The sequence below is a fragment of the Streptomyces silvae genome, from assembly GCF_016745505.1.
Taxonomy (GTDB): domain Bacteria; phylum Actinomycetota; class Actinomycetes; order Streptomycetales; family Streptomycetaceae; genus Streptomyces; species Streptomyces silvae.
This window is the reverse complement of record NZ_JAERUC010000206.1, coordinates 1-24,710: the sequence shown is the minus strand read 5'-3', so window position 1 is coordinate 24,710 and position 24,710 is coordinate 1. Positions and strand designations below refer to the sequence as shown.

The 24,710-nt window shown below is 72.4% G+C and carries 20 protein-coding genes and 1 pseudogene; 6 read left to right on the top strand and 15 right to left on the bottom strand.

Annotated elements, in window-relative coordinates; all coding sequences use genetic code 11:
• The first annotated feature begins 17 nt into the window (after nt 1-17).
• The 3 genes from JKV81_RS34925 (at nt 18) to JKV81_RS34915 (ending at nt 2,748) form a co-directional block, all read left to right on the top strand.
• On the top strand, nt 18-857 hold the full coding sequence (locus JKV81_RS34925; RefSeq protein WP_129260227.1) for a carbohydrate ABC transporter permease: 840 nt from the start codon (nt 18-20) through the stop codon (nt 855-857).
• 20 nt (nt 858-877) lie between these two features.
• The gene (locus tag JKV81_RS34920; RefSeq protein ID WP_202079612.1) at nt 878-2,236 is read left to right on the top strand and encodes a GH1 family beta-glucosidase; all 1,359 of its coding nucleotides are present in this window, start codon (nt 878-880) and stop codon (nt 2,234-2,236) included.
• Between the two features lie 131 nt (nt 2,237-2,367).
• A complete protein-coding gene (locus JKV81_RS34915) occupies nt 2,368-2,748 on the top strand; it encodes a hypothetical protein (RefSeq protein ID WP_099175750.1) in 381 nt (126 codons plus the stop codon).
• Between the two features lie 149 nt (nt 2,749-2,897).
• On the opposite strand, the gene JKV81_RS34910 is transcribed toward JKV81_RS34915, so the two are convergent.
• The 4 genes and pseudogenes from JKV81_RS34910 to JKV81_RS34895 all read right to left on the bottom strand — a co-directional run bounded on the left by JKV81_RS34910 (nt 2,898) and on the right by JKV81_RS34895 (nt 9,461).
• On the bottom strand, nt 2,898-4,664 hold the full coding sequence (locus JKV81_RS34910) for a galactose-binding domain-containing protein (RefSeq protein ID WP_129259884.1): 1,767 nt from the start codon (nt 4,662-4,664) through the stop codon (nt 2,898-2,900).
• Nucleotides 4,665-4,790: 126 nt separating this feature from the next.
• Complete coding sequence (locus JKV81_RS34905; protein WP_202079610.1) at nt 4,791-5,927, bottom strand: DUF1996 domain-containing protein; 1,137 nt, start codon at nt 5,925-5,927, stop codon at nt 4,791-4,793.
• 670 nt (nt 5,928-6,597) lie between these two features.
• A complete protein-coding gene (locus JKV81_RS34900; protein ID WP_129260226.1) occupies nt 6,598-7,731 on the bottom strand; it encodes a S1 family peptidase in 1,134 nt (377 codons plus the stop codon).
• Between the two features lie 225 nt (nt 7,732-7,956).
• Nucleotides 7,957-9,461: pseudogene (locus JKV81_RS34895) on the bottom strand (carboxylesterase/lipase family protein).
• A 244-nt stretch (nt 9,462-9,705) separates the two neighbouring features.
• Here JKV81_RS34895 and JKV81_RS34890 point away from each other — a divergent pair.
• Together JKV81_RS34890 and JKV81_RS34885 are read left to right on the top strand one after the other, a co-directional pair.
• Nucleotides 9,706-10,353 carry an HD domain-containing protein gene (locus JKV81_RS34890; protein WP_129260225.1) on the top strand — a complete coding sequence of 216 codons (648 nt, stop codon included), beginning with the start codon at nt 9,706-9,708 and terminating at the stop codon, nt 10,351-10,353.
• 52 nt (nt 10,354-10,405) lie between these two features.
• Nucleotides 10,406-10,876: a DUF1579 family protein gene (locus JKV81_RS34885; protein ID WP_202079608.1), complete on the top strand. Its 471-nt coding sequence runs from the start codon at nt 10,406-10,408 to the stop codon at nt 10,874-10,876.
• Here the strand turns inward: JKV81_RS34885 and JKV81_RS34880 are convergent.
• The 11 genes from JKV81_RS34880 to JKV81_RS34830 form a co-directional block, all read right to left on the bottom strand.
• The gene (locus JKV81_RS34880) at nt 10,858-12,360 is read right to left on the bottom strand and encodes a UDP-N-acetylmuramoyl-L-alanyl-D-glutamate--2,6-diaminopimelate ligase (RefSeq protein ID WP_129259881.1); all 1,503 of its coding nucleotides are present in this window, start codon (nt 12,358-12,360) and stop codon (nt 10,858-10,860) included. The genes JKV81_RS34885 and JKV81_RS34880 overlap by 19 nt on opposite strands.
• A gap of 320 nt (nt 12,361-12,680) precedes the next feature.
• Entirely contained in the window at nt 12,681-14,228 is a 1,548-nt protein-coding gene (locus tag JKV81_RS34875) for an ABC transporter ATP-binding protein (RefSeq protein WP_202079605.1), read from the bottom strand.
• Nucleotides 14,229-14,248: 20 nt separating this feature from the next.
• Entirely contained in the window at nt 14,249-15,058 is an 810-nt protein-coding gene (locus JKV81_RS34870) for an ABC transporter permease (protein WP_129259879.1), read from the bottom strand.
• On the bottom strand, nt 15,055-16,008 hold the full coding sequence (locus tag JKV81_RS34865; RefSeq protein ID WP_129259878.1) for an ABC transporter permease: 954 nt from the start codon (nt 16,006-16,008) through the stop codon (nt 15,055-15,057). The genes JKV81_RS34870 and JKV81_RS34865 overlap by 4 nt, the downstream gene beginning before the upstream one ends.
• Nucleotides 16,005-17,600: an ABC transporter substrate-binding protein gene (locus tag JKV81_RS34860; protein WP_129259877.1), complete on the bottom strand. Its 1,596-nt coding sequence runs from the start codon at nt 17,598-17,600 to the stop codon at nt 16,005-16,007. Before JKV81_RS34860 ends, JKV81_RS34865 begins: the two co-directional genes overlap by 4 nt.
• Complete coding sequence (locus JKV81_RS34855) at nt 17,597-18,436, bottom strand: class I SAM-dependent DNA methyltransferase (protein WP_202079603.1); 840 nt, start codon at nt 18,434-18,436, stop codon at nt 17,597-17,599. The genes JKV81_RS34860 and JKV81_RS34855 overlap by 4 nt, the downstream gene beginning before the upstream one ends.
• Nucleotides 18,433-19,707: an MFS transporter gene (locus JKV81_RS34850; protein ID WP_202079601.1), complete on the bottom strand. Its 1,275-nt coding sequence runs from the start codon at nt 19,705-19,707 to the stop codon at nt 18,433-18,435. The genes JKV81_RS34855 and JKV81_RS34850 overlap by 4 nt, the downstream gene beginning before the upstream one ends.
• Complete coding sequence (locus JKV81_RS34845) at nt 19,704-20,771, bottom strand: dipeptide epimerase (protein WP_202079599.1); 1,068 nt, start codon at nt 20,769-20,771, stop codon at nt 19,704-19,706. Before JKV81_RS34845 ends, JKV81_RS34850 begins: the two co-directional genes overlap by 4 nt.
• Nucleotides 20,768-21,853, bottom strand: coding sequence for a PLP-dependent cysteine synthase family protein (locus JKV81_RS34840; RefSeq protein ID WP_129259873.1), 1,086 nt, complete (start codon nt 21,851-21,853; stop codon nt 20,768-20,770). The genes JKV81_RS34845 and JKV81_RS34840 overlap by 4 nt, the downstream gene beginning before the upstream one ends.
• Nucleotides 21,850-22,689, bottom strand: a complete 840-nt coding sequence (locus tag JKV81_RS34835; RefSeq protein ID WP_129259872.1) for a Rossmann-like domain-containing protein — start codon at nt 22,687-22,689, stop codon at nt 21,850-21,852. The genes JKV81_RS34840 and JKV81_RS34835 overlap by 4 nt, the downstream gene beginning before the upstream one ends.
• Complete coding sequence (locus tag JKV81_RS34830; RefSeq protein ID WP_129259871.1) at nt 22,686-23,942, bottom strand: ATP-grasp domain-containing protein; 1,257 nt, start codon at nt 23,940-23,942, stop codon at nt 22,686-22,688. Before JKV81_RS34830 ends, JKV81_RS34835 begins: the two co-directional genes overlap by 4 nt.
• A 270-nt stretch (nt 23,943-24,212) precedes the next feature.
• Here JKV81_RS34830 and JKV81_RS34825 point away from each other — a divergent pair, with 270 nt between their 5' ends.
• Complete coding sequence (locus JKV81_RS34825; protein ID WP_099175727.1) at nt 24,213-24,674, top strand: DUF5709 domain-containing protein; 462 nt, start codon at nt 24,213-24,215, stop codon at nt 24,672-24,674.
• Nucleotides 24,675-24,710: the final 36 nt, after the last annotated feature.

Genomic DNA, 24,710 nt, shown 5'->3' with positions numbered 1-24,710 from the left:
GCGCCGCCCGGTCCCCCATGGCCGCGCCGCAGTCCTTCCTCTGGACCCGCCGCGTCGTCCTGACCCTGCTCGCGGGCTTCGTCCTGCTGCCGGTCTACGTGATGATCAGCAGCTCGCTGAAGCCGCTCCAGGAGGTGTCGGGGAAGTTCCAGTGGATTCCCCACGGGCTGACCGTGCAGCCGTACTTCGACATCTGGGAGACGGTCCCGCTCGGCAGGTACTTCGTGAACTCGCTGATCGTGGCCGGTTCCGCGACCGTCCTCTCGGTGGTGATCGCGGTTTTCTCGGCCTATGCCGTGAGCCGCTACAGCTTCCGCGGCAAGCGTGTCTTCACCGTCACGGTGCTCTCCACGCAGATGTTCCCGGGGATCCTCTTCCTCCTCCCGCTGTTCCTCATCTTCGTCAACATCGGGAACAGCACCGGGCTGGCTCTGTACGGTTCGCGGGGCGGGCTGATCCTCACGTACCTGACGTTCTCGCTGCCCTTCTCCATCTGGATGCTGATCGGCTACTTCGACTCCATCCCGAGGGACCTGGACGAGGCCGCCATGGTGGACGGCTGCGGCCCGATCCGCGCCCTCTTCCGGGTGGTCGTGCCGGCCGCGGTGCCGGGGATCGTCGCCGTCTCCGTGTACGCGTTCATGACGGCGTGGGGCGAGGTGCTGTTCGCGTCCGTGATGACCAACGACGAGACCCGCACCCTCGCGGTGGGCCTGCAGGGCTACTCCACGCTGAACGACGTGTACTGGAACCAGGTCATGGCGGCCTCGCTCGTCGTCAGCGTGCCTGTCGTCGTGGGGTTCCTGCTGCTGCAGCGCTACCTCGTCGCCGGGCTCACCGCGGGGGCCGTCAAGTGACCTATTCGGAAAGGCAGCCGGTGAACGATCTCAGCGCTCTCCCGGACGACTTCACCTGGGGGGTGGCGACGGCCGCGTACCAGATCGAAGGTGCGGTGGCCGAGGACGGCCGCTCCCCCTCGATCTGGGACACCTTCTCCCACACCCCGGGCGCCGTCGACAACGGCGACACCGGTGACGTGGCCTGCGACCACTACCACCGGGTCCCCGAGGACATCGGACTGATCAAGCAGGTCGGGGCGGGCGCCTACCGCTTCTCGGTGGCGTGGCCCCGGGTCGTGCCCGGGGGCGACGGACCGGTGAACAAGGCCGGTCTCGACTTCTACGACCGGCTGGTGGACGGGCTCCTGGAGGCCGGGATCACCCCGTTCGCCACGCTCTACCACTGGGACCTGCCGCAGGTGCTCCAGGACCGGGGCGGCTGGACCGTCCGCGAGACCGCCGAGCACTTCGCGGCGTACGCCTCCGTCGTCGTAGAACGCCTCGGTGACCGGGTGAAGGACTGGGCGACGCTCAACGAGCCGCTCTGCTCGGCCTGGATCGGCCATCTGGAGGGGAGGATGGCACCCGGCCTGACCGATCTGACGGCCGCGGTCCGCGCCTCGTACCACCTCCACCTCGGCCACGGTCTGGCCGTACGGGCGATCCGCGCGCTGTCCCCGGACGCCCGGGTCGGCATCGTGAACAACCTCAGCCCGATCGAACCGGCGAGCCAGAGCCCGGCCGACCTCGCCGCCGCCGTACGGGCCGACGGCCACATCAACCGCTGGTGGCTGGATCCCGTCCACGGCCGGGGCTACCCGCAGGACATGCTCGACCTCTACGGTGTCGAACTGCCCCTGCGCCCGGGCGACCTGGAGACCATCGCGGCGCCGCTGGACTGGATCGGGCTGAACTACTACTTCCGCCAGATCGTCACCGCCGACCCGGACGGGCCCGTCCCCCACGCCCGGCAGATCCAACTGCCGGGCACCCGGCGGACCGCAATGGACTGGGAGGTCCACTCCGAGGGCCTGGAGCAGCTGCTGCTGCGCCTCACCGAGGAGTACGGCGCCCGGCGGATCCACGTCACCGAGAACGGCTCGGCCTACCGGGACGTCGTCGGCGCCGACGGCTCGGTGCACGACCCGGAACGCACCCGGTACCTGGAGGAGCACCTCGCGGCCTGTGCCCGCGCCGTACGCAAGGGCGCGCCGCTGGCCGGCTACTTCGCCTGGTCGCTCCTGGACAACTTCGAATGGGCGTACGGCTACGACAAGCGTTTCGGTCTGGTCCACGTCGACTACGAGACCCAGCGCCGCACCGTCAAGACGAGCGGGCGGCGTTACGCGGAGCTGATCCGCGCGTTCTCGGGCGGCAGGCCCCGCACGGCGGCCTGAGCCCTTCCCCGGGCGACGGCCCGAACCCCCGGCCCGGCAGCCCCACCTGCCGGTGTCCGGGGGCGTTCGTCGTCCGGCACACCGCAGGGTGGGCGATCGGACCTGGGAGGTCCGGCGCTTATGCTCGCCGTATGGAGCAGAGCGAAGTCCTCAAGCGAGTGATCGGCATCCTCACGGAGGCGGGCGAGATACAGCGCCATGCCGAGGGGGATGCCGGCGGCGTCGACCCGGACGCGGGCGAGAGCATGGTGACGACCCTCCTCAACGAGACGATGCCGCACATCGCCATCCCCTCCGACGCGACCGTCGAGGAGATGGCCGCTCTGGTGGGTCGCGAGGTCGGCGGCGCCGTCGAACAACTGGTCGGAGCATTCACCCTCGCCTTCATCGCGCTCGCCCAGATCCACGACTCCGGGCAGGAGGACGTGACCTCGGCGGATGTGCTCCAGGATCTGGCGCTGCGGGCCGAGGAGCTGAGCACGGGTGACGAGGGGCCGGAGGAGCCGCTCTAGGCGGTCTCCGGGAAGGCGGAGCCCCTTTCTTCCGGGGGCAGCCTCCGGGAACGGGTCCGCGGCGGGCCACGGGGTTCCGTGGCCCGCCGCGGACTGTCCGGCCGCACCGACGGCGGGGAGTGGGACGGTGCGGCTGGTTCTTCGGGCGGTCAGCTCCGGTAGACGCCGAACTCGTAGAGCGAGTAGCCCCAGGGGGTGCCGCGCACGCCGGCGTTCACCCGGACGTAGCGCGCCTCACCCGTGACGTCGATGTCGTCGATGCCGCCGTTGCCCTCGGTGACGGTGTGGACGGTGGTCCAGTTCTGGCCGTCGTCCGAGGTCTGCACGGTGTACCCCTTGGCGTACGCGGCCTCCCACGCGAGCTGCACGTGGTCGAACGCGGTCTTCTCCCCGAGGTCGACCTGGATCCACTGCTGGTCGGCCCAGTCGCTGGCCCAGCGGGTGTCGAAGGAGCCGTCGACCGCGTTGCCCGCGGGGCAGGGGCAGCCGGTGCTGTCCGGCTGGAAGGTGGACGCGGTCGCCTGCTTGCCCTGCGCGAGGTTCGTACCGCCGATCTCGGGCGGGACGACCTTGAAGGACTTCGTCTCGATGCCGACGTTGCCCTTGCCGTCCGAGCTCTTGATGTAGACCTTCCAGACACCGAGGCGGTCGGGAGCGGTGACCTCGAAGGTGCCGTCGCCCTTGTCCGTGAACTGCGCGTCGGTCAGCTGTCCGCTGTCGTCCACGTACTTGCTGCCGAGCAGCACCTGGTGGGTGAGCGTGTCACCGTCGGGGTCGGAGATCGACGCCTTGACCGTGAACGGCTTGCCGGCCTGGACGGCGGAGGAGTTGTCCACCGTCATGCCGGAGATCACCGGCGGTGTGTTGTCGCCCGAGGTGTCGGCTCCGTACGCCTTCTTCACGGCGTAGTACGAGAGCCGCTTCTGACCCGCCGGGAGCAGGTTGAACCAGACGCCGCCGAAGTCGTACTCGGTGCCGTAGTGGAACAGCGTCGCGCCCAGGGCCACTCCGGAGTGGTCCGTGATGCACTGCCACGCCTTGTCGTAGCCCTCGGCCTTCGCCACGTCGGTCGGCTCGTCCGGTACGCCGTTGGCGTCGTCGGGCACCTCCCACTCACCGGCGGGGCCGCCCTCCGTCACGATGTAGGGCTTGTCGAAGCCCCCCTCCTCCCAGGTCTTGCGGATGTCGCAGACGGCGCCGTAGGAGTTCACCGCGTACAGGTCGAGGTCCGGGGCGTTCTTCTTGTAGTACGGCCATGCCCCGGTCCACGCGTCGGTCGAGGTGACCGGGTGGTCGGGGTCGACCGCGTGGATCTTCTTGGTGATGTCGTTGACGAAGGTCGTGTACGCGTCCCGCTGCTGTTCGAGGGCGTCGCCGCTGTAACAGTTCTGGAGACCGAGCACCGACTCGTTGCCCACGTTCCACATGAGGACACCCGGGTGGTCCTTGTAGTTCTCCACCCACTTGGGGAACTCGGCGAGCATGTCGTTCTTGTAGCCGGTGTCCGTCAGGTAGTTGACGCAGCCGCCACTGCCCGGGCCGCCGCCCGGCTGGAGCCAGAAGCCGGCGACGACCTTGATGCCGTTGTCGGCCGCGCTGTCCAGCAGGGGCTTCGTCGTGGCGTCGGTGCCCCAGGTCCGGATGGTGTTGACGCCCATCGACCTGATGTCCGGCATGTACTGCCCGGCGTCGGCGACGGCCGGGCCCCAGGTCAGGCCCTTCACCGTGTACGGCGCGCCGTCGACGGTCAGCTTCCAGGCGCCCTGCGATCCCTCGACCTTCACCACGCTGCCGGCCGCCTGCGCGGCGGGCACGGGCAGGGTGGCCGCTCCCGCGGCGACGAGAGCGGCGACGGCGAGGCGTGCCGTCGTACGTCTGCGGGCGCGGGCCGTGGGGGTGGGACGTGACAATTTCATGAGGAGACAGCTCCTTGTGGGGGGACGGGTCCTTGTGGGGTGGACGGGTCCTCGTGGGGTGGACAGGGATGGGAGAGCGCTCTCCCTCGTGGGCGTGATCCACCCACGAGGGGGAGACGGGACGGGTCAGGGCAGCTCGTAGTTCTCGTCCAGAGCGGCACCCTCGCCGGGGTTGGTCTCGTCGTAACCGCGGGCGTCGCACTGGAGCGCGCCCACGATGCAGTGGTCGACCAGGGCGTCCAGCGTGGCGTCGTCCCAGGCGTTGAAGAAGTCGTAGTGGAAGGAGTGGCCCGTGCCGCTGGCCAGCCTCACCTGCGACATGTCACCGTTGACGGGCCAGGCCATCTTGAACTCGATCATCGGCAGGGCCACGGGGTGGCTGGCCGGGCAGACGTCCTGGTTGGCGCCCATCACGACCGGATAGGCCATGTGGGCCTGGTGGTCCGGGGTGTCCAGATGCTGACCGTCCCAGCAACTGGGCGCCTGCATACGGAGGTTGAGCTGCGTGTCCTGGCTGGTCGGGCAGGTGGCCGGGAACTCGTAGTTGTGGTAGCTCTCGCCGCACTCGTACCCCTCGACCATGCCGGGGTGGTTACGGAACTCCTCGGCGGTCTGCATCGGGCTGCCGACGACGAAGCGCAGCCCCTTGGGGAACGGCCGTACGGTCCGGTAGTCGGTGACACCGGCCTTGTAGTAGATGGTCTGCGGACCGACCGGGCGCACCTCCTGGTCACCGTTGTAGAGGGTCGGCATCCAGTACGCGGACAGGTCACCGGGCGCCTTGCACGCCGTGCCGCCCTCACCGAGCGAGGCGGTGGTGCTGTTCTCGTCCGTGGTGTCGTTGCCCATGAACGTGTGGTTGTGGGACTTGCCGGTCTGCCCCGGGTAGACGATCGGGTCGACCGAACCGGTGTGGTTGACCGAGCAGTTCGCCTGGAACTCGTGGAAGTACCGGTGGGGCGGGATCTCGGTGGACGGCTCCACGCCGGTGACCGGCGGGTTCGCCGGAATGTAGCCGTCGCCGTCGGGGGCGTCACCCGAGGGGACGGGGTCGGCCGCCGCCATCGCGTGCCCCTGCGTGTGCTGCGTCCCCTGCATGACGTGTGACGCCGCGGCCGGTTCACCGGCACTCTTCGGGGCCGCCCCGGTCGCCGCCGGGGTGCCGGCGCGGGTGATCGCGTTGAACCCCATGACGACGAGGGCCAGTGCGGTGGCTATGACGAGGGCGGACACCCAGGTGGTTCTGCTGATTCTTTCGGCCATGCGGACCTCCATGCCGCTCTGCGTCCGCGCACATCGGGTGCGCGGTGGGGGGAGAGTGGAGCTGGATGGTGCGTCGTGCGGAACCCTGGGAGAGCGCTCTCCCAAGGCGGTGCCAGTGTTACGCCGCGGCTGAGAACATGTCAAGAGTTCGTGAACCGTGCGCGGTGCACCGGAAGTTGAACACGGACGCGCAGGACGGGACGGGCTGCGCGGTCACGGCGCGCGGATACGCGGGGGCCGGGGCGGAAGGAGCCCGGGACGGCGGTCACGGTGGCGCGGCCGGAGCGAGGGGGTGGCCGGAGCAGTGGCGCGGCCGGAGCGAGGGGGTGGCGGGGTCGGCGCCGGGGTCCGGCCGCCGAGGCCGGGGAAAACCTGGCGGGGGGGGGGAGCGCCGGCCCGGGGGCCTTTCGGGACCGGTCACGGGACGACCACAGGGACACGGGCGGCCACCCGGGCGAAGGAAGCGGCGGGGCGTTCCGAAGAGAGCGTCGCCGGGTGCAGCGCGCCTCGGCGCGCTGCACCCGGATGAGCCGTCGAGCCCGCGCGAACGGCCACGGGCGGGGAACCCGGCCGGGCGCGGCCGAGGTCTGCTGCGGCAGGGGGCCACCCTGCTGCCGCAGCAGACCGGTCATGTACCGCCGGGCCGGCCGGGGCCGGCACGGGTCGTACGTCAGGCCGTGTGGAGGGTCAGCCCGTAGCGGTTGAGGATCTCGTTGATGGGCTGGTGCCAGGTCTCACCGCCGCTGCTGCAGTTGCCCCAGCCGCCCGAGGTGACGCCCTGCGCCTGGTCGCCGCTGATGAACGACCCGCCGGAGTCGCCCCCTTCGGCGCAGACGCTTGTCTTGGTCATCTGGTGGACGGCGCCCTGGCTGTAGTTGACGGTCTCGTTCTTGGCGAGGACGTTGCCGCAGTGCCAGTGGGTGGTGGAGCCGGAACGGCAGATCGAGGCGCCGATCGGGGCCTCGTTGGAGCCGCGGACCAGCTGGTCGGAGACGGTTCCCCAGCCCAGGACGACGGGGACGGTCCACCAGCCGCTGCCCACGTTCACCCAGGCGTAGTCGTTGTCGGGGAAGGACGAGCCCTGGAAGTTGCCGATGGCCGAGCCGTCCCAGCCCCTGACCGCTCCGCCGGCCTGGCCGCAGTGGCCGGCCGTGACGAAGCCGCCGTGCACCGAGAAGCCTATGGAGCAGCGGACGTTGCCGGTGTAGTACGGGTCGCCGCCCACGGTTCCCGCGGCGAAGGTCTGCGGGGCCCCGGCGGTCTGCTTCACCGTGACGGGGCCCGCCTTCCGGGCCTTCGCGACGAAGGCCCGGACATCGTTGTCACCCTGCTCGGAGGCGACGACGTTCACCACGACGGTGTTGGCCTCGGGGTCGACGTGCCAGCTGCTGACACCGCTGGGCGCGGAGAGCGCGTCCAGCCTGCTCTTGACGCTGTCGAGCTCGCGCGCCGTGTGGCCGACGATCCGGACGTCCGCCCCGGCGGCCCGGACGGCACCGGCCTTGGCGCTGTCCGTGACGGCGACCGTGAGGCGCTCGCTGTCCGCGTCGTACCAGGAGCCGCCGAACGACGTCCCGGCCGCGCTGCGCGCCGGGCCCTCGACGGCCGTCGCCGCCTTCTCGGCGGTGAGCCGGGCCTCCGCCTGGCTCTTCGTCAGTCCGAGGTCGCGCTGCATGGCCGTGAGGATGCCGGCCGATGCCTGAGGTTCGGAGGAGGAACGGGTGTCCGCGGCGGAGGCCTGGGTCAGGCCGGCGGTCGCCCAGGTGCCGATGATGAGCAGTGCGGAGAGACCGGTCCGCACCATCGTCGTATGTCTCAAGGGAGTGCCCCTTCTGTTGTTCCAGCTTCGTGGGGGTGGAACAGGAAGCATCCGAGAGCATCTGAGAGCGCTCTCAGAAGTGCCGCTACGGACTGTAGTCCAGTTCGACGGGCAGGTCCATGCCAATGACAGCCCGGACGGGAGCATCGGCCGCGCCAGGGAATCAGCCGTGGAACAGCCGTACGACCAACCGCGCGATCAGCCGAGTCATCAGGGGGTGAGCAACGGAAGCCCGGCGTCACGCCAGGGCGCCCGGAACGCGTCCCACCGGCCCCGGTCGTCCTCCGGTGCGATGTCCCAGGTCCGTACGGCGCCGGAGGTGACCGGCGGCCAGCCCGGGTCCCCTGCGGTGGCGAAATCCGCCCACGCCCGCGTCATCCGCTCCGCCAGTGCGAGGTCGGCGGCGGCAGGAGGCCCGCCGATGAGGAAGTGGACGTTCTCGTCCTCCACGGTGCCGAAGGCGAACGGGATGTCCGCACAGTGCCAGGCCCTGACCAGCCTCCCCGGCCGTCGCGCTTCCGGACGAAGCGGGAGAGGTGGGTGCGGCCCCCCGCGCGGGCGTGGGACTCCGCCAGCCTGCTGCTGTACTCGCCGAACAGCAGGTCCCCGTACACGGCCAGGTAGAGGTCGTTCACGGACGCGCCGGGCATCAGCGCGCGGTAGGCCTCCAGCAGCGCTCCCGGGAGTCCGTGGTCCGAGGCGAACCGGGCGAGCCCCTGCTCCGTGGTGACGCGTGCACAGCTGCCCACGGCGTCCAGCAGCCAGTACTCCTCGGCCGTGTGGCAGACCATCAGCTCCACCCCACGGGCCGCTCCTTCCGCACACGCCGTGAGGGGGTCGGTGGGCAGCCCGGCCACGCCTGCCACCGGCCCGTAGATCGCCGGGTCGTAGTGGCGCGGCCCCGAATCCGGGTCGCGCCGGTAGCGTTCCGCCACCCGGTCGGAGGCGTCGACGAGGGTCGCCGGGGCCGTCGGCACCAGCCCCTCGTACGTGGCGGGCACACCGGCGGCCGCGGCGACCTCGGCCGTGGTGCGGGCCGCGGATTCCGGGGAGGCGCAGGCGTTCACGGCGCTGTGGGCGATGGCGCGGCGGAAGAGACCGCGCGCCGCGTCCATCACCGCCAGACAGGCGACCGAGGTCGCCCCGGAGGACTGCCCGGCCACGGTGACACGGTCGGGGTCGCCGCCGAACGCGGCGATGTTGTCCCGTACCCACCGCAGTGCGGCGATCTGGTCGAGCAGCCCCCGGTTGTCGGGGCAGAAGTCGCCGCTTCCGGTGGGCGGGACATGGCCGAACCCTTCGAAACCCAGCCGGTAGTTGAGGGTGACGACCACGAGTCCGTGACGGCACAGCGCCGTACCGTCGAAGTCCGGCTGGGCGGAGGAGCCGAAGACGTAGGCGCCGCCGTGGATCCAGACGAGCACGGGCAGCCGGTCGCCGCCGCCACCCGGGGTCCAGATGTTGAGGCTGAGGATGTCCTCGTCCCCCGGTGACCAGACGGGCGACCCGGGCAGCTCGACGGACTGCGGGGCGACGGGTCCGAAAGCGGTGCAGTCCCGGACTCCGTCCCAGGGTGCGGCGGGGCGGGGTGCCCTGAACCGCCCGGCACCGAACGGCGGTGCGGCGTAAGGGATTCCGCGCAGCTCGACGACTCCCGGATCGCGAACGGACCGCCGCCCCGCAACCGCTCCGGCCTCCGTCGTGAATCTCCGCATCCCTGCTCCCCCCGTCACGCCCCCGGCGGGGGCCCGGGTCAGCCTCGCACCGCCCCGGTCCCCCCGGCCAACACCTGACCGGCACCGATCCACACGTCCGTGATGTGGATCGGCGACCGGTCCACCCGCCCGTGCGGTGAATCAGTCGGGGGATCCCCGGCCTGTCGGTCCCGGTGCACGCCCCGGAGCGCCGATCCTGGAGGGGTCGTTCCCGACCTCTCGCACAGGAAGCCCGGTGGCACCCATGACAACCGGCCCGTCCCCGGCAGCCGGCGTACACGTACCGGACACGAAGCTCGCGGCCGAGGCGACCGAGCTCGTGCGCGACACGACCGGCGAGCTCGTCTACCACCACTCGCACCGGGTCTACCTCTTCGGTGCTCTCCAGGGACGCCGGCGCGATCTCTCCTTCGACCCGGAACTGCTGTACATCGGCGCCATGTTCCACGACCTGGGCCTCGGCGAACGCTTCCACGACAGCGGCCGGCGCTTCGAGGTGGACAGCGCGGACGAGGCGCGCCGCTTCCTCCAGTCGCGCGGGGTTCCCGAGGACAGCGTGCGCCGGGTGTGGACGGCGATCGCCCTGCACACCACCCCGGGCATCCCGGCCTTCATGGAGCCCGAGGTGGCACTGGTGACCGCCGGTGTGGAGTACGACGTCCTCGGCATCGGTTACGACGACATCTCCGACGCCGACCGGGCCGCCGTCGTCGCGCTCCACCCGCGGCCGGACTTCAAGCGCCGGATCCTCGCCGCGTTCACCGAGGGGATCCGCCCCAAGCCGGAGACGACGTTCGGCAACGTCAAGGCCGACGTTCTCCAGCACTACGTTCCCGGCTTCGAGCGCGGGGACTTCGTACGCACCATCCTCGAATCGCCGTGGCCCGAGTGAGGCCCGTCGTCGGTACGGCCGGGGCGCACCGCGCCGGAACGGAGGGACCGTCATGACCGTGGAACGGCAGGAGATGCTGGCACGCCTGGACGTCTTCGTGGGTGAGTGGTCGCTGGAACCACGTTTCCCCGAGGGCCGGCCGTCGCCGCCGGGTGAGGTGCCGAAGGCGCGCACCTGGTTCGAATGGGCCCTCGACGGGCAGTTCCTCGTGCAGCGTACGGAGATTCCGGTCCCCGAGGCTCCGGACGGCCTGATGGTCGTCCGTGCCGACCCGGGGACCGGGGCGTACACGCAGCACTACTTCGATTCACGGGGCGTGGCCCGTCTGTACGCGATGGAATTCGACGGCAGGGTGTGGACGCTCACGCGTGAGTCGCCCGACTTCACGCCCCTGGAGTTCCGTCAGCGGTTCACCGGCACGTTCAGCGAGGACGGCTCCACGATCACCGGCGGCTGGGAGGTCCGTTTCGACGGCGGTGAGTGGGAGCACGACTTCTCTCTGACCTACCGCAGGGCGGGCTGACTCCGTACGACCGGGATGTCGGCGAGCTCCCGCACGGTGGCCATGTCGCTGAAGGGCAGCAGCTGGTCGCCGACGGTCTGGTGGGGCTCGCTGCCCTTGCCGGCGATCAGGACGATGTCCTCGGGGCCGGCCGCCGAGAGGGCGAAGGCGATGGCGCTGCGGCGGTCGGCGAGGCGTTCGTAGGGGGTGCCGGTGTCCTCGATGCCGGGGACGACCTGGTCGAGGATGGCCTCGGGGTCCTCGTGGCGCGGGTTGTCCGAGGTGACGACGCACAGGTCGGAGTGGGTGCCGGCGATCGTGCCCATCTCGGCGCGCTTGGTGGTGTCCCTGTCGCCGCCGCAGCCGAAGACGGTGATGACCCTGGCCCGGGCGAAGCCGCGGATGGTGCCGAGCACCTTGTTCAGCGAGTCCGGTGAGTGGGCGTAGTCCACGATCACAGAGGTGCCGGCGGCCGTCGTGACGCGCTCGAAGCGGCCGGGGATCTGCGGCATGCGTTCGAGTGCGGCCACCAGCCCGGAGAGGTCGTGGCCCAGGGTGTGGCAGGCCGCCACCGTGGCGAGCGCGTTGGAGACGGAGAACCGGCCGGGCGCGGGGATCGCCGCCGGATACTTGCGGCCGTCGTGGTGCAGCGTGAAGCGGGTGCCCGAGGCATCGACCACCAGATCGGTGGCCCGGTAGTCCGCTTCGGTGTCGAGGGCGTACGTGGTCACCTCGCCCGGCATCATCGGCCCGATCAGGGCGCCCACCGGGTCGTCCGCGTTGACGACGGCGTGCTTGCACAGCCCCTGGAAGAGCCGGAGCTTGGCGTCCCGGTAGTTGTCCATCGTGCCGTGGTCGTCGAGGTGGTCCTGGCTCAGGTTGGTGAAGACGCCCACGTCGACGAACGTACGGTCGACCCGGTGCGTCAGCAGGCCCATGGAGGTGGCCTCCAGGACGACGGTGCCGACCCCGCGGTCGCGCATGCACCCCAGCAGATACTGCAGGTCGGGTGATTCGGGGGTGGTCAGCACCGACCGGGGCATCGGGATCAGCTCGTCGCCGATGCGGCTCCCCGCCGTGCCGATGACCCCGGCCCGCGCCCCCTCGGAGAGGCGCAGCACGGACTCGACCATGTACGAGACGGAGGTCTTGCCGTTGGTGCCGGTGATCGCCACCATGTCCATCCGCCGGCCGGGCTCGCCGTGGTACAGGGAGGCGGCGACGGCGCCCGCGCTCCGGGTGTCCGGGACCCGTACGACACAGACGTCCCCCGCCGTCGCGGGCAGTACGCAGCCGTCTTCCACGAGGACCGCGGCCGCGCCCCGGGCGAGGGCGGGGGCGACGGCTCCGGGGCCGCCTTCCACGTGCCCCGGCACCGCGATGAAGAGCGATCCCGGCATCACCCGGTCCGCGTCGAAGGCGGTTCCGGCGGTGATGTACGTCTTCTCCGGGTCACCCTGGAGGATGTGGTGGTTCTGTCCGGCCAGCAGCTCGCTCAGCTTCAAGGTGGTCCCTTCGAGGGGTGGCTGGGGCCGTGGTTCGGCCGTCGCCGGAACGCCGCGACGGCGGTGCGCCGAAGCTGCGGTGGTGAAGTGGAGCGCGTACGGGGTGGAAACGGGGCGCGTGAGGCGCTGACACGGCGACGGGGCGGGGCGGGCGGCGCCCCCGGGCGTGACGGCCCGCCGAAGGTCGCTAGCCGTGTCCGTGCAGGGCGAGGCGGCAGCTCGCGGGCACGCCGGGGGCGGCCTGGTGCAGGCACTTCCCTGTGACGCCGGTGTGACCCATGGGGCGAGTGTACGTGCGCACAGGTGGTCCTGGTTCCGCTTCAGGGACGTACGGCGGCGCCCCACCTCCGTGAAGCGGCGAGCAGCGCGGCCGTGAACGGGTGCCGGGGCGCGGTCAGGATCTGTTCCCTGGTCCCCTGTTCGACGATGTGGCCCCCGTCCAGCACGGCGAGGCGGGTGGCGGGTGCCGCCGTGTCCAGGTCGTGGGTGATCAGCACGACGCCGGGGCCGCCGGGGCGGCGGATCAGCGTCGCGAGCAGGTCCAGCAGGGAGCGGCGGGTCACGGGGTCCAGTCCCGAGGTGATCTCGTCGCAGACCAGCACCCGGGGCCGCGCGAGGAGGGCCCGGGCGAGGGCCGCGCGCTGGAGTTCGCCGCCGGACAGCCCGCCCGGCGCTCTGCGGACGAGGGCGTCGTCCAGTCCGAGGTCCGTGAGCGTCCGCCGGGCCTCCTCCGTGGCCTCCCGGTGGCCTGCGCCGCGCAGGCGTACCGCGGTGCGGGCCACCTGGTCCAGGACCGGCCGGTGTTCGTCGAAGGCGGCCCGGGCGTCCTGGAAGACGTACTGCACGGCGGCGAGCTGCTCGCGGCTGCGGTCCCGCAGGCTGCGCGGCAGTGCCGTGCCGTCGAGCAGGATCTGCCCGGTGTGGTCGCGGTGGAGGCCGGCGAGACAGCGGGCGAGGGTGGTCTTGCCGCTGCCCGAGCGCCCGACGACGGCGAGGCATTCACCGCGGCGGAGCGTGAGCCGGTCCACGTTCAGCACGGGGGCCCGGCGGCCGGCCGTGCGGTGGCGGGCGGTGAGCCCGTCGACCGTCAGCAGCTCCTCGCCCGTGCGCCCGGGGTCGGCGTACGGCAGGGTCCGCGGTTCGGCGAGGAGCTCCTTGGTCCACGGGTGCGTGGGGCCGTCCAGGATCCGGTGGGCCGGACCCTGCTCGACCACCCGGCCGCCGCGCATCACGAGCACCTCGTCGGCCAGTTCGCGTACGACGTCGAGGTCGTGGCTGAGCAGCAGTACGGCGATGCCCCGTGCGGCCACCGCCGCGAGCTGGTCGACGATACGGCGCTTGGTCAGGGCGTCCTGTCCGGTGGTCGGCTCGTCGGCGACGATGACGCGGGCGCCGAGGAGGAGCGCCTGCGCCAGGACGACGCGCTGCTGCTGGCCGCCGGACAGCTGGTGCGGGTAGCGGCCAAGCACCCCGGCTGATGCGTCCAGTTGGGCGTCGGCCAGCGCTTCGGTGACGCGCTGCCGTGCCGCCGTACGACGCTGCGGGCGGGGCAGGTCCCGTACCTGTCGCCGTGCCATGTCGTGCAGGAGGGCCCCGGTGCGGCGGGCCGGGTTGAGGACGGCCGCGGGGTGCTGGGGGACGTAGCCGATCCGGGTGCCGTGGACCGTCACCTCGCCCGTCACGCGCGCGCCCGCGGGGTATTCACCGAGCAGGGCGAGGCCGGTCGTGGTCTTGCCGCTGCCGGACGCGCCGACCAGGGCGGTGACGGTGCCGGGGCGGATCCGCAGCGAGACCCGGTCCACGAGCGCCCGCCCGTCGACCTCGACGGTCAGCGCGGTGACGGAGGCGAGCACGGGGTTCTCGTTCATGGGCTGCTCCATGGGCGGCTTCATGGGCGACGGCCCTTCCGGGGCGGGGTGCGGTGCTGGAGGGCGGCGTCGACGAGCAGGTTGCCGCCCATGGTGAGGGCGACGATGAGCAGGGCGGGTACGACGACGGCCCAGGGCTGGATGAGCAGTCCGGTGCGGTTGCGGTCGACCATCACGGCCCAGTCGGCGGCGTCCGGGGCGACCCCGATGCCCAGGAAGGCCGCGGTGGCCACCAGGTAGAGCACACCGGTGAGGCGGATCCCGGCGTCGGCGGCGAGGGTGCGCAGGATGGACCGCCCGACGTATCCGACGGCGATGCGCCACCAGCTCTCCCCCTGCATGCGCAGGGCCTCCACGGCGGGCCGGGACGCGGCTTCCGCGGCGGCGGCGCGCACGATACGGGCGGCGTCGGGGATGGAGACGAAGGCCACCAGCAGCGCCAGTCCCACCGGGCCGGGCGGGAAGGCGGCGGCAACGAGAAGGATCATGAGCAGGGAGGGAACGGCGAGCAGGACGTCCGGCGGCCGCATCAGCACCTCCTCCAGCCATCTGCGGTGGGTGAGCGCGCTGATCAGACCGAGCGGCAGGGCGACGAGGTACGCCAGGGCCGTGGCCGCCAGGGCCACGAGGACCACGGGCCGCCCGCCGAGCAGCACCTGGTGCACGACGTCCCGGCCGACGAAGTCCGTGCCGAGCCGGTGCCCTCCGCCGAGGGTGAAGGACGCGGCGCGGGCGGAGGGCTCCCCCGCGAGGAACGGCCCGGCCAGGGCGAGGCCGAGCGGGATCGCGACGACGGCGGCCCCGGGCCCGTATCTGCGGAGCCGGTTCACGCCGCCACCCCCGAGCGCGGTGCCAGCCGGTGGGTGACGAGGTCGGCGCCGAGGTTGAGCACGACGGTGGCGAGACCGAAGACCACCGCGAGCCCCTGGACGACGGGGATGTCGCGGTCGGCCACCGCGTTCATGAGGACGGTGCCGAGTCCGGGGATCACGTAGAGGGCCTCCACGACGATGACGCCGCACAGCAGCCAGTCGACGGTCCGGGCGAGTTGCTGGGTGGCGGGGGCGAGGGCGTTGGGCAGGGCGTGCGCGTAGCGGACGCGGGCGCCGGGGATCCCGTACCGCTCGGCGTGGGCGGTGTACGGGGCGGCGAGCGCCTCGATCATGCCGGCCCTGACCAGCCGGGCCAGCGAGCAGACGGGCCGGGCGAGCAGGACCAGGACGGGCAGGACCAGCACGGCGGGGTGCGCGAGCAGTCCTGTCCCGTAGCCGACGGCGGTCGGGGGGAACCAGCCGAGCCGCAGGGCGAAGACGCTCACCAGCAGCGCCCCGAGGGCGAATTCGGGCACGGCGTAGACGCCGAGGGTGGCGGAGCTGATGAGGCGGTCGGTGAACCGGCCTTCGTGGCGGGCGGCCAGGACACCGAGGCCCACCCCCACCGGGACCAGGAGCAGGACCGTGACGGCGGCGAGGAGCAGGGTGGGGCCGAAGCCGTCCGCGAGGAATCCGGCCACCGGCCGTCCGGAGGTGAGGGAGGTGCCGAAGTCGCCGTGGAGCAGGCCCAGCACCCAGTCGGCCAGGCGCTCGTGGGCGGGGCGGTCGAGGCCCATCGCCTCGCGGACGGCCGCGATGCGCTGCGGGTCGGGCTGGTCGCCGGCGAAGGCGACCGCGGCGTCGCCCGGCAGCGCCTCGGTGAGCGCGAAGACCAGCAGGACGACGGCCGCGGTCTGCACCGCGCCGAGGAGCAGCCGCCGGGCGATCCAGGAGCGCATTCCGTTCACGCCAGCCAGACCTTGTCGAAGCGCGCCCAGTCCAGGGTGTTGGCGGGTGCTTCGCGTGCGACACCGCGCAGGTTGCGGGCGGTGCCGAGGATCCAGTCGCCGAACCCCCAGACGAGGAAGCCCCCTTCGGTGTACAGCTGTCGCTGCATCCGTCCGTAGAGGGCGGCGCGGGCCGTCCTGTCCTTGGTGGACTGGGCCTGCTGGTAGAGCGTGTCGAACGTCTTGTCCTGCCACTTGGTGGCGTTGGTGGTGGAGTCGGTGAGCAGCCGCTGGGAGATGTGGGACTCGATGGGCATGGCCCCCGACCGGTAGCAGCACAGGGTGCCGGAGTCGAGGATGTCCTTCCAGTACGAGTCCTTGCTGCCCATCCGTACGTCGACGGTGACCCCGGCGCGCGCCGCCTGGTCCCGGAAGATCCCGGCGGCCTCGGTGAAGCCGGCGGCGACGGAGGAGGTGTCGAGGGTGACCTTCAGGTCCTGTGCGCCCGCCTGCTTGAGGAGGCTGCGGGCGCGGCCGATGTCCTGCGTGCGCTGCGGGAGTTCGTCGGCGTAGTACTCGTACCCCTTGCCGAAGAGGTCGTTGCCCTGCTCACCGGCGCCGGACAGGGCGCCGTCCACCAGTTCCTGGCGGTCGGCGATGAGGAAGAACGCCTCGCGGACCCGGGGGTCGTCGAAGGGCGGGCGGTCGGTCTTCATGGCGAAGGCCTGCATGGCGCTGTTCCGCAGCCGGACGATCTCGATGCCGCCCGCCTTCTCGTGGGCGCGCCCGGTGGCGGGGTTGAGCTCGTGGGCGTATTCGATCTGGCCGCCGAGGAGGGCGTTGATGCGGGCGGACTCCTCGTTGGCGACGACGAATTCGAGCTCGTCCAGGTGCGGGGCGCCGTCCCAGTGCGTGTCGTTGCGCCGCAGGACGGTGGAGCGCCCGGGGGTGAAGGAGACGAACCGGAAGGGGCCGGAGCCGACCGGGTCGCGGTCGAACGCGGTGGCGCCGTCCTGGACGATGTACGTGCCGAACGCGGCTATGACGTTGGGGAATTCGGCCGTGGGCCGCTTGAGGACGAACTCGACGGTCCGCTCCCCCGTGGCACGGCTGGCCTTCAGGTCGACGGGTTCCAGGGACGCGCGGGCGCGGTACGCCTTCTCGGGGTCGGCGATGCGGCGGTAGCTGTACAGGACGTCGGCGGCGGTCACGGGCTTGCCGTCGTGAAACTCCGCCTGCCGCAGGGTGACGGTCCAGCGGTCGAGGCCGGCGTTCGGCTCCCACTTCTCGGCCAGGCGTGGCACCGCGGCGAGATCGGCGCCGTAGTCGGCGAGCTTGTCGAAGAGCGCCTTGCTCCGGGCGGCGTCGGCGAAGAGGTTGCCCAGGTGCGGGTCGAGGGTCTCGCTCGCACCGCCCCCGGCGAAGGCGGCGCGCAGCCGTCCGCCGCGCCGGGGGGTGCCGTCCCCCTTGCCGGACGCGGTCCCGGTGGCGGGTGAACCGGAGCAGCCGGCGAGGGTGAGGGCGCCGAGTCCGGCCGCTCCCCCGGCCGCGGCGAGGAAGCCGCGCCGGTGCAGGCCGGGGAAGCGTTCGTGTCTGTCGGCCGGTGCGGTCATGGCTGCTCTCCTGTTGCTGGATGTGCGGAAGGGGCGGGGGTGGTGACGGCCGGGGCCCTCGCGACGAGGTGGAGCCGGTCGCCGTCGGCGGCGTCACCGGGTTCGTCGCCGGGTCGCCAGGACGGTTCGGTGCGGGGCCCGGGGCCGTCGTACAGGGCGAGGACCTCGAAGCCGTGCACGGTGAGGAAGTGGCGCAGTTCCTGGGGCAGGAGCAGCCGCCACGCGGAGTGCTCCTCGACGGGCGGGCTGCCGTCGTCGGCGGTCCAGCCACGGGTACGCCGCAGGAGCTGGGCGGCGCGGTCGACGCGCAGGGCGGTGGTCGAGCGGTAGGCCGTGCCCTGCCAGGTGAAGCGGGAGACGGCGGGCGTGGTGGGTGGTGCGTCCCGGCCGAGGAAGTACGCGCCGTTGCGCATCTCCGCGACCAGCAGGCCGCCGGGCACCAGGGTGCGCCGGCAGGAGTCCAGGAATCCGTCGAGCTGCTCGTTGGTGTGGCAGTACAGCAGCGAACTGTCCAGGCACACCACGGCGTCGAAGACGTGCTGTCCGAAATGGAACCGGCTGAGATCAGCCTGTACGTACACGGGGCCCGGGTGGTGGACGCGGGCGTGGGCGAGCATGGTGCCGGAGAGGTCGGCACCGGTGACGCGTCGTCCGGCGGCGTGGAGGGAGGCGGCGTCGCGGCCGGTCCCGCAGCCGAGGTCCAGGACGGCCGGCCCGGCGCCGTACCGTCGCAGGAGGTCCTCGGCCCACCGCCCGGCGAGGCGTTCGGGGTCGGGGAACCGCGCCTCGTACAGCTCGGGGCGGTCGGTGAGCAGGTTTCCCGTACGGCGCGTCATGCCGCCACCGCCACCGGGGCGGGCCGTGTCCGGGGCAGGGTGCCGTTGCGGTGCAGCCAGGTGACGCCGGCCGCGGAGGCGAGTCCGGCCGCCAGGCAGCAGGCCCAGGGGAGCAGAGCGGCCGCGCCGCCGCCCCCGCCCCGCCCGGCGACGTCCATGGCCCAGCCGACGGCGGCGTTGCCGGATGCGGCGGCGATGCCGGAGACCGCGTAGAAGATCCCGAAGTACGTACCGGTCAGGGCCTGCCGTCCGAAGGCGGGGATCAGCTCCATGACGAAGGGCAGCGCGGTCATGACGCCCAGATGGAGCAGGAGGGCTCCGAGCAGGACGGGCAGGGCGCGCAGGGTGGCGTCCAGAGCGCCGTGCGGGGGCGTGTCCGTACCGGCGACGAGCATCGGTGGTACGAAGGCGAGCCCCATCAGCACCAGGCCCGCGACGATCCACCGTCCCCTGGTCCCGCGGCCCTTGAGCGCACGGGTGATCCGCAGCTGGAAGGCGATGCCCGCGGCCGTGCCCACCAGGAAGACGAGTCCGGCGGCCCCGTCCCAGCCGGTGGCCTGGCGGGCGCCCGCGGGGAGCAGCAGATAGAGCTGGTTCTCCAGGGTGAACATGCCGACCATGGCCAGGGCGAAGGCGAGGAAGGCGCGGTTGCCTACGGCTTCGCGCCAGTCGGAGGTGACGCTTCCGGTGGCCGGTGGCACGTCCCGGGCGGGGAGCACCAAGGCCTGCGCGACGGTGAGCAGGGCGAAGATCCCGGCGGCGGTGAGCGCGGACGCCCGGAAGTCGATGAGCAGCAGCGCGCTGCCGAGGAGCGGCCCGACCAGGGCGCCGGTCGTCGCGAAGACGTTGAACAGGGCGAACGCCTCGGCCCTGCGCTCCCCCGCCTCCTGGGCGAGGTAGGTGCGGACGGCGGGGTTGAACAGGGCGCCGGCCACTCCGCTGAGCACGGAGGCGGCGAGCAGGACGGGCAGTCCGTCGCCGAGGGCGAAGAGGGCGAAGCCGACGGTGCGTATCGCGCAGCCGGCGATGATGACGCCGCGTGCGCCGAGCCGGTCGGCCGCGGACCCGCCGATGAGGAAGAGGCCCTGCTGGCTGAGGTTGCGTACGCCGAGGACGATGCCGACGACGGCCGCCGACATGCCCAGGTTGTCGCCGAGGTGGGTGGCGAGGTAGGGGATGAGGAGGTAGAAGCCCGTGTTGACGCCGAGCTGGTTGACCAGCAGCAGGCGGATGGCGAGCGGGAATCCGCGGATCTCGTGCCAGGTCCTCATGAGGCCGCCCTCCGGATCCCGGCCTCGGTGCGGGGCCGTACGCCGAGTCCGGGCAGTCCGGCGGCCGAGACGAAGCCGTCCTCGCCGCCGATTCCGGTCCAGGGGTCGTGGGCGAGCAGGAGGTGCCCGTCGAGGTCGGTCCAGCGGGCGCGGTCGGCGATGTGGACGGCGGGGGCGATGCCGAGGGTGCTGGCGGTCAGGCAGCCGAGCATCAGGTCCGTGCCACTGCCCTCGATCAGGGCGGCGATGCGGAGAGCGGCGTGGACACCTCCGCATTTGGCGAGTTTGACGTTGATCCCGTGGACGCGTCCGGCGAGCCGCCGCGCGTCCTCGTACGTGACGGCGTCCTCGTCCGCGATGACGGGTACGGGCGAGCGGGCGGCGAGCCGCGCGAGGGCCTCCGGATCACCGGGGGCGAGGGGCTGCTCCACGGCCTCGACACCGAGGCCGTGGAACCGGGGCAGGAGCTCCCGGGCCTGTGCGGCCGACCAGGCACCGTTGGGGTCGAGGAGGAGGCGGGCGCCCGGCGCGGCGGCGCGGACGGCGCGCACCCGGTCCAGATCCGCGTCCTGGTCGGGGTCGCCGGCCTTGATCTTGATGACGGAGAACCCGGCGTCCGCGAGCCGGCGGGCCTGGACGGCCGCGTGCCCCGGGGAGACAAGGGAGATCGTGCGGGCGGTGGCGACCCGCGGTGCCACGGGGGATCCGAGGAAGCGGTGGACGGCGGTGGCGGTGCGCTTGCCGACCAGGTCGAGGAGCGCGGCCTCGGTGGCGGCGGTGACGGCGGCCGGGGTGCCGGGCGCGTCGAGCTCGCCGACACGCAGGGCGTGCAGCGCGGTCTCCGGTGCGGCGAAGCGGGTGAGCCGTTCACCGGTCCGGGCGGCGAGGCGTTGCAGGGTCGGTGTGTCGAGGCCGTAGAAGAGGCTGGTGACGGCCTCTCCGTGACCGCTGAGCCCTTCGTGCTCGATGGTGAGACGGACGGCGTCGCGGGCGGCCATGGTCGACCGTGAGATGCGCAGCGGCTCGGCGAGGACGAGCCGCACGGTGTGCTGGGTGAGCTTCACGACTGCCTCTCCAGGCGTTCGGCCAGGGGGTCGGTGACGGTGGTACATCGGGCCCAGCCCCCGGGGTGCGGGGCGCGGGGGTGCGGGACGTCGACGGGGTGTCCGGCCGCTCGGCCGGGGTCCAGCTGGTGGGCGGTCATGAAGTCGTCGTCGTAGACGGTGCCGAGGTAGCGGTGGGGTCCGTCGGGGAAGACGGTGGCGACGGCCGCCCCGGGGTGGGCTCGGGCGGCCCAGGCGGCGACGCGGGCGACGGCGCCGGTGCTCCAGCCGCCGCTGACGAAGTTGCCCCGGGCCAGGCGCCGACAGGAGTCGGCCGCCTCGGCCGGACCGATCCAGTGGACCTCGTCGAAGGCGTCGTAGGCGACGTTGCGCGGATGGATGCTGCTGCCGAGCCCCCGCATCAGGCGGGGCGCGGCGGGCTGTCCGAAGATGGTGGACCCGGTGGAGTCGACGGCGACGAGGCGCAGAGCAGGCCAGTGCCTGCGCAGCGGTCCGGCGATCCCGGCGCTGTGTCCCCCGGTGCCGACGCTGCAGACGAGGATGTCGAGGTGGTCGAGCTGGGTGGCCAGTTCGGCGGCGAGGGAGGCGTAACCCGCGGTGTTGTCGGGGTTGTTGTACTGGTCGGGCCAGTACGCTCCGGGCAGCCGGGCGAGCAGGTCGTGCAGCCTCTCCAGGCGGGCGCCCTGCCAGCCGCCGTGCGCGGCGGGACGGTCCACGAGTTCGAGGCGCGCGCCGTACGAGCGGAGCAACTGGCGCATGGACGGCTCCAGTTCGCTGTCGCCGACCAGCACGACGGGATGCCCGAGTGCCTGGCCCGCGAAGGCGAGTCCTATGCCGAGCGTGCCGGAGGTCGATTCCACGACCGGTGCGCCGGGGAGCAGTTCGCCACGTTCCTCGGCGCCCAGGAGCATGGAGACGGCGGCCCGTGCCTTCATGCCGCCGACGGCCTGGCCTTCGAGCTTGGCCCAGAAGCCGGGGTGGGGCAGGGGCAGTCCGGTGGTGATCCTGGCCAGCGGGGTGCGGCCGAGGAGGGCGAGGAGCTCGCGGTTGGGGGCGAGGGCGGGCAGGGATGCCGTGGTCACGAGGTGCCTCCGTCGTCCGCGCGGTAGTGGTGGATGGTGCCGGGGCCGCCGTCGAGCCAGAAGAAGGGGTACGGCTCCGCGCACACCGCGGCCACCCCGGCGCCCAGGAAGCGGGGCAGGACCGCGCTCCCGGTCTGGGCGAACATGACCAGGGGCTTTCCGTGCTCCTGGGCGCTCCGGCGCAGCGGGTCGAAGGTGCCGTTGCCGAGCGTCATGCCGGAGGCCAGCACGGCGTCGCAGCGGCCGATCTCGGCGAGCGCGTCGGTGCCGATGGGCTCGCCCCACTCGGTGGTGCCGCCCTTGAGGTCGCAGGGAATCCCGGTGAGCCCGCGCGAACGCAGCTCCGCCAGCAGCGAGTTGACGACGCCTACGACGAGGACGGTGCCGCCGGGCTCCACGTCCAGCAGGTCGGTCACGGCGGCGGCCCGCGCCCGGGATCGCTCCAGGGAGCTGCCGGCGGGGACGGTCACCGGCTGCGCGCCGTGGGCCGGGGTGTGGGGTGCGACGTCCATCAGGTAGGCGTCCAGCGCCGCGACGCGCACCGGTAGTACGGGGTGCCGCAGGAGGCCGGCCACGTCGGCGCCGGCGCAGTCCTCGACGGTGCCGGGCGGGAGCGCGCCGGGTTCGGTGGCGCAGGAGCCGACCGCGCGGTCGAGGCGCAGGCTGAGGACCTCGTTGCGGTATCCGCCGCTCCGGCCGTCGTGCCGTACGGCCTGGGACGTCGTGAAGGCCACGGCGATACGGCGGGTCGCCGGGTCCGGGCCGAGCTCACCGGCGAGGGCCTGGCCGAGGAGGGTGTCGAGACAGGGGGCGAGGGCGTGCGGGGCCGCCGTCATGAGCGCACCAGCAGGGGGCGTACGTCCGCGAGCAGGGCCTCGACGCGGGCCCGGGCGCCGAGCCCGGCGGCATCGCCCGCCATGATGTGCCCGAGGTACGCGTTGTTGCTGTCCGCGGCCTCGACCGTGCGGCCCGCCTCGGCGACCTGGACCTCCAGGACGCCGTCGGCGCCCCGCACCCCGTCGGCGCCCTCCACGGACGCGAGGGTGCCCGCGGTACCGGGCACGAGGAATCCGATGGCCGCGCTGCGCAGTCCGGTGTCACGGCGGCGGAGGTCGGGCTCCCGGCCGAGCGCCACATCGACGCAGGCGGCGGCGAGGTCGATCCCGGTGACGTGCCGGACCAGCTCGGTGATGCGGTTGCCGGCCGGGCGGGGGTTGACCTCCACCACCCGGGGGCCGTCGGCCGTCAGCTTGATCTCGGTGTGCGCCACGACGTCGTCGAGGCCGAGCGCCGCACCGGCGTCCACGGCGGTGCGGGTGGCGGCGGCGAGGTCGTCCGGGGCCAGGGCGGCCGGGAACATGTGGCCGGTCTCGACGAAGGCCGGGGCCCCTCCGATGCTCTTGTCCGTCACTCCGACGACATGGGCGACGCCCCGCCGGGTCACGGTCTCGACGCTCACCTCGGGCCCGTCGAGGAACTCCTCCAGCAGTACGTGCGGCGCCCGCCGCTGCCCCCTGGCGTTGCGCGGGAAGCCGGCCAACACCTCGCAGGCCGCGGCGAGTTGTTCCGCGTCGTCGACCCGGCGTACGAACATGCCCGCACAGAGGTCCACCGGCTTGACCACCAGCGGATAGCCGATGTCACGGGCGGCCACGGCGGCCTCCGCCCCGTCCGCGCAGACCGCGAAGCGGGGCCCGGGGACACCGGCGGCTGCCAGGACCCGGCGGGTGGCGTCCTTGCGGCAGGCGTTCTCCATGGATTCGGGTGAGGGGCCCGGCAGTCCCAGCAGGGCCGCGATCCGGGCGGAGGTCGGCAGATAGTAGTCACAGGAGGTGATCACTCCGTCGAAGCCGAGGGCACCGTGCAGCCTCTCGACCTGCGGAAGCAGCGCGTCGACGTCATTGGTCGGCGCCGTGACGACATTACGGGCGGTGAGCAGCGGGTGCGCCGTACCCTCCGGCGCCGGGCGGAGGTAGTGGTGCAGGTCGCGGGTGAGGAAGGTGAAGTGGTGCCCCGCCTCCCCCAGGGCCCGCGGCAGCAGTCTGCTCATCGATCCGACCCAGCTCTCGACCACCAACAGATGAGCCACGAGCTCCCCTTCTCACAGTGCGTTGGAATGCGGTGCGTTGGAATGCGGTGCGTTGGAATGCGGTGCTTTGGAATGCGGGCAGGCAGAGGTCGCCCCTGCACAGATCACCCCGTACGGAGGCTCCGGGCCCGACCACGCCTACGTTATCGACAATCGTTTTCATTGTCATCTAAAACAGCGTCATGTGTGCGGAACGCCGGGCTTCCGTTGCGTCACGCGCCGGACCGGAGTGGAATTGCATACAGGGGGACCCGGAGGAAGGGACACGCCATGACCGACAGCGACCGGGGGGACGACGTCTACCAGCCGCAGGAGCCGGAGGCCTCCGACCCCGATGACCTGCTGGATCTCGAGGACACCCTGGACACGTCCGCCATCGACGACGTCCTGGACGAGGGCTACTCCCCGCCGGACCGGCCCTGGGCGGTCGACGACAAGGGCACCACCGCCTCGGAGCAGCACACGGGCGAGTCCCTCGACAGCCGCTTGCACCGGGAGATCCCCGAGGACACCGATACCGCCCCGGACGGCCCGGGAGACCTGGCGGACGGCGACGGGGAGCTCTACGACGACGAGGTGGGGACGGACCGCGCGGGCAGGCTCACACAGCAGGGCGACGGGCATGTGCCGTCCACCCTCACCGCGCAGGACGTCGGCATCGACGGCGCGGCGGCGTCCGCCGAGGAGGCGGCGATGCACCTGATCCCCGAGGAGCAGGACTTCTTCGGCTAGGGCGTGTTTTGAAAGTAGCGCCGTCCGCCCGGAGGG